Here is an 11993-nt window from a genome sequence, read left to right on the forward strand (position 1 = left end):
TCCACTTCCCGCCGAAAATCGCCCTGTCGAAGCTCGTCAACAGCCTGAAAGGCGTGTCGTCCCGTCGGATGCGCCAGGAGTTCCCCGACCTGGCCCGGCACTACTGGCGGGCGAACCGGCTCTGGTCAGGCTCCTACTTCGCCGGGTCTGTCGGTGGCGCGCCGCTGGACGTGCTCCGCCGGTACATCGAGGAACAGACCCGTCCGGTTTAGAGCACGCTCAGGCCGCGAGACGGCCTTCCCGCGCGGGCCTTCACCCCCGGCCTGAAGGCCGGAGCACTGGCCCGCAACCCGGTAGCCGTCCTCGTCGAGGTAGCCGACGTCGCCGGTGGTCGACCAGGTGGGGTGATCGGGGTGGCGGGCGGCGGCGGTCTTCGCCGGATCGTTGTGGTATTCGAACGCGGGGACGTCCCGCTCGAAGAAGATCGTGCCGACCTGGCCCGTGGGCAGCTCGGCGCCGTCGTCGCCGCAGATCCGGACGATCCCCATCCCGGGGCGGCCGACCGAGCCTGGCTTGCGTAGCCATTCCTCGGTCGTGATGAACGTGGCGCCGGCCTTCTCCGTCGACGAGTAGTACTCGTAGATGATCGACCCCCACCAGTCGATCATCGCGCGTTTCACCTCGGGCGGGCAGGGCGCCGCCGCGTGGACGGCGACCCGGTGGCTGGACAGGTCGTACTTCTCCCGGACAGCCGGGGCGAGTTTGAGCATGNGGACGAACATCGTCGGCACCCACTGGCTGTGGGTGATGCGGTGGTGCTCGATCGCGGCGAGTGCGCCCTCGGCGTCGAAGCGGTCCATCAGCACGACCGTCCCGCCGTGTCGGTGCACCCAGCCGCCGAACCGCAGCGGTGCGGCGTGGTAGATCGGTGCGGGCGAGAGGTAGACGGTGTCGGGGCCGAAGTCGTACATCGACCCGAACAGGGTGACCAGCGGGTCGCCGGGTTCGTGGACCTCGCGCTCGGGCAGGTCGTCCCGGATCCCCTTGGGCCGGCCGGTGGTGCCGGACGAGTACAGCATGTCCGTGCCGCACGGCTGGTGGGGCAGCGGGCCGGGAGGCACCGAGGCCAGCGCCTCGTCGTACGAACCATACGTACTCGATGCACCCGCGTCCGCGCCGTAGACCAGCCGGATCCCGACCTGGGGGGTCGCCTCGACGATCTGTTCGGCCACGTCGAGCAGGGCGGCCGAGACGACGAGGCCGCGCGCGCCGCAGTCGTCGATGATGTAGGCGATCTCGTCCGCGACGAGGTGCCGGTTGACGGCAGTGATGTACAGGCCCGATCGAAGCGCTGCCCAGAAGACCTCGAAGGCCCGCGGGTCGTTGTCGGTGAGCAGGGCGAGATGATCCTCGCGGCGCAGACCAACCTCGTGCAGGCGGCGGGCGAGCCGGCTCGAGGCGTCCTCCAGCTCGCCATAGGTGAGCACGGCACCCGTGCCGGCGACGATCACGGCCGGCTTGTGGGGAGACTGCTCGGCGAACACCCCCGGGTACATGCGCTCTCCCTGATGCCGATGCGGCGTAGCCGTTCGAGCGGATCCGAATGTGACAGCCATCACAATATTGACGCCGTCACGTTACGTCCACAGACTTNGACACATCGGCGCCAGGCTCGACCCCCGAACCGGGCCTCGCCAACCGGGTTGACTTCGAGTGCGCTCTCATCGTTACGGTCGGCTGCGGGGCGACGATCCCTGCTTGTCCGGAGCCCGNGATGTCCGTTGCCTCCATCCGGACAGGCAGTGCGGGGAGGTCGCGGCCGCGCGGGATCGGCGACGACACATGCAGGGTCACGCGACACATGCAGGGTCAGCGACGACAGTGCAGGAGGCTCATCCATGCGGTACCGCAAGCTCGCCCGGACCGGCGTCGAGGTCAGCACCCAGTGCCTGGGCGCCATGATGTTCGGCGCCTTCGGCAACACCGACCACGACGAGTGCGAACGCATCATCAACCACGCGCTCGACGCGGGCATCAACTTCGTCGACACCGCCGACGTCTACTCGCAGGGCGAGAGCGAGCAGATCGTCGGCAAGGCCATCAAGGGCCGCCGCGACGACATCGTCCTGGCCACCAAGTGCTTCACCCCGATGGGCGACGAGCGCAACCACCGCGGCGGCTCCCGGCGCTGGATCATTCGCGCCGTCGAGGACAGCCTGCGCCGGCTCGACACCGACTACATCGACCTCTACCAGGTGCACCGGCACGACTGGGACGTCGATCTGGAGGAGACCCTCGGCGCCCTGACCGACCTCGTCCGCCAGGGCAAGGTCCGTTACCTGGGCTCGTCGTCGTACCCCGCCGACTGGATCGTCGAGGCGCAGTGGGCCGCGCGCCGCCGCAACAGCGAGCGGTTCGTCTGCGAGCAGCCGCAGTACTCGATCTTCGCCCGGTCGATCGAGGAGGCGGTGCTGCCCGCGACGCTGCGCCACGACGTGGGCGTCATCCCGTGGAGCCCGCTGGCCGGCGGCTGGCTGACCGGCAAGTACCGCCGCGACGCCGAGATCCCGTCGGGCTCGCGTTTCGGGTCGGAGGGGGTCTTCGCCCGCCGCCGCGGCGGTGCCGGGCTGGATGAGGACCCGAGCACGCCGGCCCGCTACGACGCGGTGGAGGGGCTCGCCACCATCGCCGAGCAGGCCGGGATCTCGCTGACCCACCTGGCGCTGGCGTTCGTGGACAGCCATCCGGCGGTGACGTCGACGATCATCGGGCCGAAGACGTTGGCCCAGCTCGACGACGTGCTCGCCGGCGCCGACGTCACCCTCGACGCGACCACGCTCGACGCGATCGACAAGGTCGTCCCGCCGGGCACCGACGTCGCCGGCATCGAGCACTACAGCGGCAACCCCTCGCTGCGCCCCGCCTCCCGCCGCCGTGCCGGCTGACCTCACGCCGCTGTAACGACCCCACGTTCCTTGCCCTTTTGGAGAGACAAACGGACGCCGAAGCCTCCAGAAGGGCAAGGAAGGCGGACTCCTGACCCGCCCTGGCCGGCCGACGAGCATCGGCGGCGCGCCGGGACCGACCCGTCCTCACTAAGATCGAGACCGGCGCCGTCGGCGTCGCATCGACCACGTGAGGGAGCCCGCGCGATGAACGGTTCCGATCTTCTCGCCGATGCCTTCGGGCGGATCCAGGACGAGGTGCGCGACGCCGTCGCCGGGCTCGACGCGCACCAACTCGCCGACCGCGTCGACGGGACGTCCAACTCCATCGGCTGGCTGGTGTGGCACCTGACCCGGGTTCAGGACGACCACGTCGCCGATGTCGCCGGGCTCGAGCAGGTCTGGACCGCGGGCGGCTTCGCGGACCGGTTCGCGCTGGCGCTGCCCGTCGCGTCGATCGGCTACGGGCACACGACCGAGGAGGTCGACGCGGTCCGGGTTGCCGATCCGGCGCTGCTCGTCGGCTACCACCAGGCCGTCCACGACCAGACCGTCCGCTACCTCGCCACGCTCACCGGCGGCGACTTCGACCGCGTGGTGGACGAACGGTGGGAACCACCCGTCACCCTTGGGGTCCGCCTGATCAGCGTCGTTTCAGACGACCTCCAGCATGTCGGNCAGGCGGCGTTTCTGCGGGGCATCATCGAGCGACGGCAGTCGTGACGGCGCCGGGACGGGCCACCGGCCGACCGGACGTTTCGTCACCTCGGCCGGGAACCCATCGCATAGTCGGCAAAAGGTAGGCGTCGTGCCCCATCGTTTCGTTGCCGGCGACGGTCAGCTCATCGTGCTCGACGTCTGGCGGCCCACCGAGGCCTTCCACCAGTTCTTCATCGACCCGCCCGCGCTCGACATCCTCATGCGGGACGCCGGAGTCGTCGACCCGCCCGAGATCCNCTTCTGGCAACCGACCGAGGGCGCCCCCGAAGCACCCTGAGCCACCCGGCACCCTCCCCGCGCCTGCCGGCAGCGCTGGGAGGATGACGGTCGTGCCCGACACCGGATCACGCCCCGTTCCCGATCCACGCCCCGCCGCCGCCGCGCTTCCGGCTTCGCCGCCGGAGGACGGGATCGCCCTCGCAACTGCCCGGGACGAGGACGCGGACCAGATCGTCAAGCTGCAGTATCTCTGCTACCAGTCCGAGGCCGAGCTGTACGGCGACTACTCCATCGCGCCGCTGACGGAGACTGTCGCCGAGCTGCGCGGCATCCTCGCTGCAGGCGGGGACGGGCGGAGCGACGGCGCGACGGTCGTCCTCGTCGCGCGGCGCGGCTGGGAGGTGGTGGCGGCGGTGCGCGGGCGGCTCGACGGCGACATCTGCCGGGTCGGCCGGCTCGTCACCCATCCGCGGCTGCGCCGCCGGGGGCTCGCCAGCCGGCTGCTCGCCGAGATCGAACTCCGCCATCCCACCGCCGCCCGCTTCGAGTTGTTCANGGGCGCCCGCAGTGTCGACAACATCCGCCTCTACACTCGCCGCGGGTACCGGGAGACCGGGCGGGCCGTCGACGGCGGCATCGAGATGATGTTCCTTGCGAAGCCGGCCGGGACGCCCGCCTGAGCAGGCGGGCCGCCAGAAGCTTGGATCGTCAAGAGCCCGGACCGTCGGGGGCTCGAGCCGTCAGGCGCGGGGCTCGAGCCGTCAGGAGAGCGGGGGCTCGGGCCGTCAGGGGTTGCGGGTGCGCAGGAGGGTGCGCAGCTCCGCGTTCCAGTCGATGCCCTCGCCCTCCCGGCCCGCCGGCACCTTCTCCTCGATCTCCGCGAGGAACCGGGTGACGATCGAGCGGGGCAGTTCGAGGTCGGCGTGCCCGGACGGGCTGGACAGGGAGACGGTGACGACCGCTCGCCCNTCCGACCGGGTCGGCCGGATCCGCACGTCACCGGTGCCGGTGGGGCCCTGCGTCCCCTCCGCCAGCAGCGTGCGCGCGAAGATCCAGGTGATGGACTCCCGGCCGGGGCGCAGGATCAGCTCCACCGCGAACGGATCTGCCGGGTCGTAACGCAGGGTGCCCGCCACGGAGGCGCGCNCACCGTCCTCCGTGACGAAGTCGGCGGACAGATCGCGCACCACGACTTGCGCGGGCGTCGAACTGTGACGGAGCATCGCTGCCTCCCAACACGGTCGGATCCGACCCTGTTAGCATCGCTGCTGCCACGCTCCGGATCGGCCGCCCGAAGGCCCCTGTGTACAGGCGGAACAACCCGACACCCACGGGCCGATCAGCACAAGCGCGCGCGAAACGGCGGGCGGCCCGCGGCGCTCGGACGCCAGCCCGGGTGGTGAGGCGCCCAGGAGGCGGAGCGCGGCAGGGGCCCCGCCCTGAGGGCCGTTTCCCGGGTCAGCCCCAGGTGGTGAGGTTGCGGCTGAGGCCACCGACCGGCGCGCCGATCACCTCCCGGCTGATCCCCCGTGTGTCCAGGACGATGGCGCCGGAGGGTCGGATCCGACCGAGCTCGCCGTCCGGGTCGCCGTCTGGGTCGCCGTCGGTGCCGCCGCCGGAAGCACCGGGGGCGCNGGCGCGGTCGCCGCCGGGGGCGTCCTCGGCGCCGGCATCGCCATCGGCACCGCGGCGGGCGGCGCCGGGGACGATGGGTGGATCGCCGTCCCGGTCGGTGGGCCGGCGCAGCGGCAGGGCCGCGCCGCGTGGGGCCGCCCGCCCGCCCCGCAGCACGATCACCCCACGCAGCACCTCGTCGACGAGGACGTCGGCATCGGCCGACGCGGCGGCCGGCGCCGTGACCACTGCCCGCAGAAGCCAGCGCGGCCCGTCGAAGCCGAGCACGCGCACCAGCCAGGCCTCCCCGCGAGCTCCCGCCCCCGCGCCGGACGCCGCCGCCCCACCAGATGCCGCCGCCCCACCAGATGCCGTCTCCGCACCAGGTGCCGTCTCCGCATCGGGTGCCGTCTCCGCATCGGNCGCAGTCTCCGCGCTGGGGGCCGTCTCCGCACCGGGCGCCGTCTCGGCCGTGAGTCGAAGCTCCGCCCCGCAGTCGCCGACGGTTTCCACGACCGGCCCGCAGGTCCTCGGCCCCATCCAGGGGACGAGGTCCGCGAGCAGCTCGGCGGGCGATGCGCGCAGCTCGGCGCGTGTCCCCTCCCACAGACCCTGGCTCTTCGGCGCGGCGTACGCGGCGAGCGTCATCGCCGCCCGACCGGCGCTCACCTCGACCGCGACGCCACGGCCGGTGCCCGGATCCGCTCGTAGGTCGACGGCGACGCCGGCCGGCACGGGGACGATGAGCGAGCCCAGATCGAGCCGGCGAACCCGGTCGTTCGGCGCGTCGGCGAGGTCGTAGGGCCCGGGGGTCGGCTCGCGGTGGCCGGCGGGGACGCCCGCGGGATAGTCCGATCGGGCATCGGCGGCGGCGCCGAGCCGGTTGCGGCCGAACCTTCCGAACATCCCGACCGCCCTCTCCACCTGGCAACCCGTCCAGGATCGCCGATCTCCCGGCCGGTGTCGACGCGGACCGGCATGTGGGGAACGCTCGTGTGACCTCAAGCCGGTGTGTACCCGTTGGGTAGACCGAGGGTAGGTTCGGGGAGGTGAGCGGAGTTCGACAGCCCCGGCCGGCGCCGCCGGCGACGACCCGCGTGCGGCCGCCCACCCCAGGGTGTGGCCCGGGCGGACGGTCAGCGGCGCGCGCCCCTCATCCGGGCCGGCAGTCGCCCGCGTGGGTGATCTACCCGGACGGCCCGCGCCCGCCTCGTCGAGCCGCATGATCGGCGCCGCCGGCACGTCCACGACCGTGATCACGGCCTCCGCTCCACTGAGCGACATCGGGCACTGGGCCCGCGGCAGCGGCCTGGAGGTCGTGCTGCTGGTGACGGGGGCGGTGCTGCTCACCCGGTTGGCAACCTGGCTCGGCGACCGCGTCACCAGCCGGATCGACGTGCCCNCCACCGGGACGGACCGAGTGGTGCGCACGGAGGCGGCCAAGCACCGGCACGCCGTCGCCCAGGTCGTCACCTGGGTCGTGCTCGTCATCGTCTACTGCCTGACGGCGGTGCTGGTACTGCAGCGCTTCGGCGTGCCCCTGACCGGCTTCGTCGCGCCGGCGACGATCGTCGGTGTCGCCCTCGGCTTCGGTGCGCAGCGGGTCGTGCAGGACATCCTCGCCGGGTTCTTCATCATCGCCGAACGCCAGTACGGGTTCGGTGACCTGGTCCGCCTGCTCGTCGCCGGCGGTCCGCCGGCCGGGTCGACCGGCACGGTGGAGGAGGTCACGCTGCGCATCACCCGGATCCGGACGACCAGCGGCGAGGTGGTCACCACGTCCAACGGGCAGATCGTCCAGGTGATCAACCTGTCCCGGGACTGGGCCCGTGCGATCGTCGACGTGCCCATCCCGGCGACCGCGGACCTCACCACCGTCAGCGACCTGCTCAACCGGGTCGGCGCCGAGGCCTACGCGGACGAGACCCTGCACGCCCTGCTCCTCGACGCCCCGACCGTGATGGGCGTGGAGAGCATGGACCTCGACGAGTTCAAGATCAGGGTCGTGGCCCGCACCCAGCCGGGCCGGCAGTTCGAGGTGGGCCGGACGCTGCGAGCGCGCATCGGCACCGCCCTGCTGCGGGAGGGCATCATCGTGCCCACCGATCTCGACACCGCCGCCCCCACCTCTTCGTGACCCGCCCCAGCCTCATGACCCGCCCCAGCCTCATGACCCGCGGCGGCCCCACGGCGCGCCCCGATCCGATCAGGCGGTGCCGAGCTTGACAACGCTGTCCTCGCTGCGGCCGGTCCAGTTCCTGCAGTCGATCCACATGCGCCGCTCCACCATCGCCCTGGTGGTGTTCTTCCTGCTGACCGTCGCGCTGTACCTGCTGGTCCGCCCGACGCCCGAGCGCGTCGTGCAGAGCCGCCGCTCGGCGCAGACCACGCAGTCGACCGTGACCGGCGGGTCGGACGGCAGCGGCGTGGCGAGGACGCCCAAGCCGCATCGCGCCACCGCGACGCCGACCGGCTCCGTGACGCCCACGCCGACCCCGACACCCACCGCCACCGGGGATCCGGCGGCCACGGCGATCCCCACCGCGCCGTCGACCCCCCTCTCCCCGACCGCGACCGCTGACACCGGCTCGGGCCTGCGATCGGACGGCACCACGGCGACGCCGGGCGCCACCGTGCCGGCACCCACCGCCACTCTCGGCCTCGGCTCGTCGGGCACGACCACCCAGCCGTAACCCGACCCCATCCGTAGTCGCACGACGTCAGACTATGGAAAGACCACGCATGGCCACCCGAAAGTGGGATATGGACCGTTCGGTTGGGTAGAGACCGGCCATGACCACACCGCCCACCCCCGCATCGCCCGAGGGCGGTGCCCAGCGACCTGTGCCGAGCCCTCCAGGCACGCCGGTGTCGACGACCGAGCCGATTCCCGCCACCCAGCCGCCGACCGGCGCGCCGCCGCCGGCCGCCGCGTTCCCGGTGCCGCCCGAGCCCGGCGCCGCCCCGTACGGCCAGGCGCCCCCGCCCGGCGCGGCGCCCGGGCAGTACCCGCCGCCGACCGCCGCGCCCGCCGCGCCCGCCGCGCCCGGCTCGCCGACCTCGCCGGCGACCGCGCCAGGATCATCGCCCCCGCCGACCCCCTCGCCGGGTGCGGGACGGCGGTCGGATCCGAGGCGGGGCGGGCGCGCCGAGCGGACGCACATCCCGGTGACCCGCACCAGCCGCGTCTGGACGACGCTGGTGCTGTTCGCGCTCGTCCTCATCCTTCTACTGATCTTCATCCTGCAGAACCAGGACGATGTGAAGCTGTCGTTCCTCGGGGCGCACGGGTCGATCCCGCTCGCCGTCGCGATGCTGTTCTCGGCGGTCGCCGGCGCGCTTCTCGTCGCGATCCCCGGCGTCGGCCGCATGATCCAGCTCCGCAAGGTGGCCCGGCGCGGCACGGCGGCCGTGCGGGCCGGCTCGGCCGGCGTGACCGGCTCGAACGGCGTGACCGGCTCGAACGGCGTGACCGGCTCGAACGGCGTGACCGGCTCGAACGATCGACCGGTCACCGCGGATCCGCCGGCCGGCAGGGCCGCCAAGAGGCTGCTGCACCGCTCGGCCCGGTGACCGACGCGCGATGAGAGGGCGCCAGGGGAACGACCGGGACACCGGCCAGCGTGCCGCCGCCGCACCGGACCCCGGTGCCGGTGACGAGGTCGGCGGTCCGTCCGCGATCGGGACCGGCTCGGAGGCCAGAACCGGACAGGCACCGGGAACGGTGCTGGTGCCGGACCAGGCGGTGCTGCGGGATCAGGCGGTGGCGGCCGTGCGGGCGGCCGACGAGTCGGGGCAGGTCACCGAGCTGCCCCGGCGCTCCTGGTTCGGGGTGTTGCGCCGCACGGTCCGCGAGTTCATGGACGACGACCTCCCCGATCGGGCCGCCGCGCTGACCTACTACGCGGTGCTCGCCGTCTTCCCCGCGCTGCTCGTGCTGGTGTCGTTGGTCGGACTACTGGGCAGGTCGACGACGGACCGCCTGCTCGACAACATCGAGCAGCTCACGCCCGGCGCCGCACGCGACATCCTGCGCAACGCCGTGACCGGGCTACGCGACAGCGCCGGGTCCGGCGGGGTCGTCGCGATCCTCGGCCTGGCCGGCGCGCTGTGGTCCGCCTCGGGATACATCGCCGCGTTCATCCGCGCCGCGAACGCCGTCTACGACATGCCGGAGGGCCGACCCGTCTGGAAGATCGCCCCGCTGCGCCTGCTCATCACGATCACCCTGGTGGTGCTGCTCGCGGTCAGCTCGGTGATCGTCGTGTTCAGCGGGGCGCTCGCCGAACAGGCCGGCACCGCGATCGGCCTGGGCCACGAGGCGATCACCGCCTGGTCGTTCGCGAAGTGGCCGGTCCTCGTGCTGATCGTCACGGCCATGATCGCGCTGTTGTACTGGAGCACGCCCAACGTGCGACCGCACGGCTTTCGCTGGCTGACCCCGGGCAGCGTGCTGGCCGTCGTGATCTGGCTGATCGCGTCGGGGGCGTTCGCCGTCTACGTGGCCACGTTCNGGTCGTACAACAAGACCTACGGGACGCTCGCCGGCGTCATCGTGTTTCTGGTGTGGCTGTGGCTGTCGAACCTGGCGATCCTGCTCGGCCTGGAGTTCGACGCCGAGATCGCCCGGGCGCGGGCGATCGCCGCGGGCCTCGACGAGGGCGTCGAACCGTACGTGGAACCACGCGACACCCGCGCCTGGCCGCGCCCGCGCCGACGAGTCGCCCGGAACTGACGGGGCACGGCCGGGCGAGAGCCGACGGCAGACGCGGCGCGAGCAGCGGGCCGGCAGCGACGGGCTACCGGAGAGGCGACGGGCTACCGGAGGACCGCCTACGGGACGACCGTCACCGGCCACAGGCCGCTGCGGACCAGTCGGCTCGCCAGGGAGCCGATGAGCCGGTGCCCGGCGCTCTCGGACGCGCCGACGACGACCATGTCAGCCTGCACCTCGGTGGCGCTCCGCTTGATCCCGTCGAAGGGGTCACCGGCGCGCACGAGGAACCGGATGGGCACGCCGAGCTCCTCGGAGCGTTCCTGGATCGACGAGCGCACCTCGTCGGCGATCGAGTCGATGACCTGTTGGACCGCCTCCCCGGCCGGGGCCGGAGACAGCGCCGCCCAGACCGACGGCGACGCCACGTACACGACCACGAGCCGGGACGTCTGCCGCCGGGCGAGACCCGCGGCGAACGCCGCCGCGCGCATCGCCGTGCGAGAGCCGTCCACGCCGGCGAGGATCGCCCGCGGGCCATCCGTGCCGAGCTCGAACCGCCCCGGTTGCCAGGCCGGCCCGAAGTCCTCGACCGTCATCACCGATGGCCCCATCTCAGCGCTCACACCCGCAGTCTTTCGCACCCGACCCGTGTCTGAACACCGGCCGGGCGCCGAAAGCGCGCGGGCCGGCTGGTCGGCGTCCGCTGCAGGACCGCCTCAGGTGCAGGACCGCCTCAGGTGCAGGACTGGTGGTAGGGCATCGACGCGAACGCGTCGGCCCACTCCCCCTGCGTGATCCGGTTCGTCGGGTCGGCGCAGGCGGCGCGGGCGAGCCGGCCCGGGTCGGCCTCCCACAGCCGCAGCGTGCCGTCGTACCCGGCGGACAGCACGACGCCGGTGCCGGCGACGAACGTGACCGTGCTGATCGGGCGGGTGTGCCCGTGCCACTGGGTCAGCGTGACCGGTGCGGCGGGGTCGGTGACGTCGAACAGGCGCACCGTCTCGTCGTCGCCACCGGACGCCACGAGCGCGGGGGCGGCGCCACGGGCCACGCTTGAGACCCCGCCGAGCTGCCCGGCGACGGTCGCCTGCGGGACGGGATGCCCGGAGTCGCGCACGTCCCACAGGCGGACGGTCGCGTCGACGCCGCCGGTGACGAGCAGGCCACCGTCACCGCTGAAGGTCACGGCGCGCACCGCGCGGCTGTGCCCGCGCAGGACCGCGCCCGGCGTGGGGTGGGCCGCATCCCGGATGTCCCACAGGCGCACCGTGCCGTCCTCCCCGGCGAGGGCCAAGGTCCGGCCGGCGGGGGCGAACGCGACGGCGTAGACCCCGCCGGTGGACGTGTCGGCGCGGGAGCGCTGCGTCGGGTTGGCGGGGTCGGTGACGTCCCACAGCGCGAGGACGCCGTCGGCCCCGGCGGAGGCGAGGGTGTTGCTGTCCGGGCTGAAGGCGACGGTGCGCACGGTGTCGGTGTGCAGGCTGGCGACGGACCAGCGGCGGATGTGGGCCGGGTCGTGCACGTTCCACAGCCGCACCGCGCCGTCGGTGCCGCCGGAGGCGAGCAGGTCTCCACCGCCGTTGAAGGCCAGCGCCCCGATCCAGCCGGTGCTCCGCACCGAGCCGAGCCGGACGAGTCTGGTCCGCTCGGAGACCTCCCACAGGGTGATGACGCCGTCCGTCCCGCCGGTGGCGATCCGGCTCCCGTCCGGGCTGACCGCCGCCGACAGCACGGCGCCGGGCCCGGCGTCGACGGTGGTGGGGGCGACGTCGGCGCCGAACAGGGCGATCATCGCGCTGCGGGTGGCCGGCGAACTCGGCGCGGCGGTGTAGGCGGCG

Annotated in this window: 10 protein-coding genes and 10 pseudogenes; 12 read left to right on the forward strand and 8 right to left on the reverse strand. The window is 73.0% G+C overall.

Translation table 11 applies throughout. The annotated features are described in order from the left end of the window. On the forward strand, positions 1 to 212 hold a 212-nt coding region (tnpA, locus tag FF86_RS32550), incomplete at its 5' end, for an IS200/IS605 family transposase (RefSeq protein ID WP_128423632.1). Positions 213 to 293: 81 nt separating this feature from the next. On the opposite strand, the pseudogene FF86_RS57870 reads toward tnpA, so the two are convergent. Both FF86_RS57870 and FF86_RS57875 read right to left on the reverse strand, forming a co-directional pair. After that, positions 294 to 711, reverse strand: a pseudogene (locus tag FF86_RS57870) (AMP-binding protein); the annotation flags it as partial. Between the two features lies 1 nt (position 712). After that, positions 713 to 1496: pseudogene (locus FF86_RS57875) on the reverse strand (AMP-binding protein); the annotation flags it as partial. Positions 1497 to 1838: 342 nt separating this feature from the next. On the opposite strand from FF86_RS57875, the gene FF86_RS25865 reads away from it, so the two are divergent. From FF86_RS25865 to FF86_RS63180, 5 genes and pseudogenes are all read left to right on the forward strand, one after another. Beyond that, positions 1839 to 2885 (forward strand): aldo/keto reductase, encoded by a 1047-nt coding sequence (locus tag FF86_RS25865; RefSeq protein ID WP_044887758.1) that lies wholly within the window; start codon positions 1839 to 1841, stop codon positions 2883 to 2885. 207 nt (positions 2886 to 3092) lie between these two features. Further along, positions 3093 to 3562: mycothiol transferase (locus FF86_RS25870; protein ID WP_242419626.1), on the forward strand; the 470-nt coding region annotated here is incomplete at its 3' end. A gap of 1 nt (position 3563) precedes the next feature. After that, a pseudogene (locus FF86_RS63175) lies at positions 3564 to 3608 on the forward strand (hypothetical protein); the annotation flags it as partial. Positions 3609 to 3934: 326 nt separating this feature from the next. Next, positions 3935 to 4379: GNAT family N-acetyltransferase (locus tag FF86_RS25880; RefSeq protein WP_396230093.1), on the forward strand; the 445-nt coding region annotated here is incomplete at its 3' end. A 1-nt stretch (position 4380) separates the two neighbouring features. Next, positions 4381 to 4504: pseudogene (locus FF86_RS63180) on the forward strand (N-acetyltransferase); the annotation flags it as partial. A gap of 105 nt (positions 4505 to 4609) precedes the next feature. On the opposite strand, the gene FF86_RS57880 reads toward FF86_RS63180, so the two are convergent. The 4 genes and pseudogenes from FF86_RS57880 to FF86_RS64390 all read right to left on the reverse strand — a co-directional run. Beyond that, positions 4610 to 4792 (reverse strand): SsgA family sporulation/cell division regulator (locus tag FF86_RS57880; protein WP_242419628.1); only part of this gene is annotated, 183 nt, incomplete at its 5' end. A gap of 1 nt (position 4793) precedes the next feature. Then, positions 4794 to 4960, reverse strand: a pseudogene (locus FF86_RS57885) (SsgA family sporulation/cell division regulator); the annotation flags it as partial. A 499-nt stretch (positions 4961 to 5459) separates the two neighbouring features. Next, a pseudogene (locus FF86_RS57890) lies at positions 5460 to 5860 on the reverse strand (DUF3710 domain-containing protein); the annotation flags it as partial. 1 nt (position 5861) lies between these two features. Next, positions 5862 to 6722: pseudogene (locus tag FF86_RS64390) on the reverse strand (DUF3710 domain-containing protein); the annotation flags it as partial. Here FF86_RS64390 and FF86_RS57900 point away from each other — a divergent pair. From FF86_RS57900 to FF86_RS57905, 6 genes and pseudogenes are all read left to right on the forward strand, one after another. Further along, positions 6661 to 6840 (forward strand): annotated as a pseudogene (locus FF86_RS57900) (mechanosensitive ion channel family protein); the annotation flags it as partial. The pseudogenes FF86_RS64390 and FF86_RS57900 overlap by 62 nt on opposite strands. 1 nt (position 6841) lies before the next feature. Next, positions 6842 to 7575: pseudogene (locus FF86_RS25895) on the forward strand (mechanosensitive ion channel family protein); the annotation flags it as partial. Positions 7576 to 7651: 76 nt separating this feature from the next. Continuing rightward, on the forward strand, positions 7652 to 8131 hold the full coding sequence (locus tag FF86_RS25900) for a hypothetical protein (RefSeq protein ID WP_236706283.1): 480 nt from the start codon (positions 7652 to 7654) through the stop codon (positions 8129 to 8131). Positions 8132 to 8231: 100 nt separating this feature from the next. Continuing rightward, complete coding sequence (locus FF86_RS32555; protein WP_082122227.1) at positions 8232 to 9011, forward strand: lipopolysaccharide assembly LapA domain-containing protein; 780 nt, start codon at positions 8232 to 8234, stop codon at positions 9009 to 9011. A 10-nt stretch (positions 9012 to 9021) separates the two neighbouring features. Then, positions 9022 to 9951: YihY/virulence factor BrkB family protein (locus tag FF86_RS25910; protein WP_242419629.1), on the forward strand; the 930-nt coding region annotated here is incomplete at its 3' end. Between the two features lies 1 nt (position 9952). Continuing rightward, a pseudogene (locus FF86_RS57905) lies at positions 9953 to 10173 on the forward strand (YhjD/YihY/BrkB family envelope integrity protein); the annotation flags it as partial. Positions 10174 to 10271: 98 nt separating this feature from the next. On the opposite strand, the gene FF86_RS25915 reads toward FF86_RS57905, so the two are convergent. Beyond that, on the reverse strand, positions 10272 to 10751 hold the full coding sequence (locus FF86_RS25915; RefSeq protein ID WP_044887753.1) for a universal stress protein: 480 nt from the start codon (positions 10749 to 10751) through the stop codon (positions 10272 to 10274). 137 nt (positions 10752 to 10888) lie between these two features. Next, positions 10889 to 11947: a WD40 repeat domain-containing protein gene (locus FF86_RS57910; protein WP_242419638.1), complete on the reverse strand. Its 1059-nt coding sequence runs from the start codon at positions 11945 to 11947 to the stop codon at positions 10889 to 10891. Between the last annotated feature and the right edge of the window lie 46 nt (positions 11948 to 11993).

The sequence above is a fragment of the Frankia sp. CpI1-P genome, assembly GCF_001421075.1.
Classification (GTDB): domain Bacteria; phylum Actinomycetota; class Actinomycetes; order Frankiales; family Frankiaceae; genus Frankia; species Frankia torreyi.

Coding starts and splice junctions, on each gene's coding strand:
- FF86_RS25865 (WP_044887758.1), top strand. CDS start 1,839: ATGCGGTACCGCAAGCTCGCCCGGACCGGCGTCGAGGTCAGCACCCAG.
- FF86_RS25915 (WP_044887753.1), bottom strand. CDS start 10,751: ATGACGGTCGAGGACTTCGGGCCGGCCTGGCAACCGGGGCGGTTCGAG.
- FF86_RS32555 (WP_082122227.1), top strand. CDS start 8,232: ATGACCACACCGCCCACCCCCGCATCGCCCGAGGGCGGTGCCCAGCGA.
- FF86_RS57910 (WP_242419638.1), bottom strand. CDS start 11,947: ATGATCGCCCTGTTCGGCGCCGACGTCGCCCCCACCACCGTCGACGCC.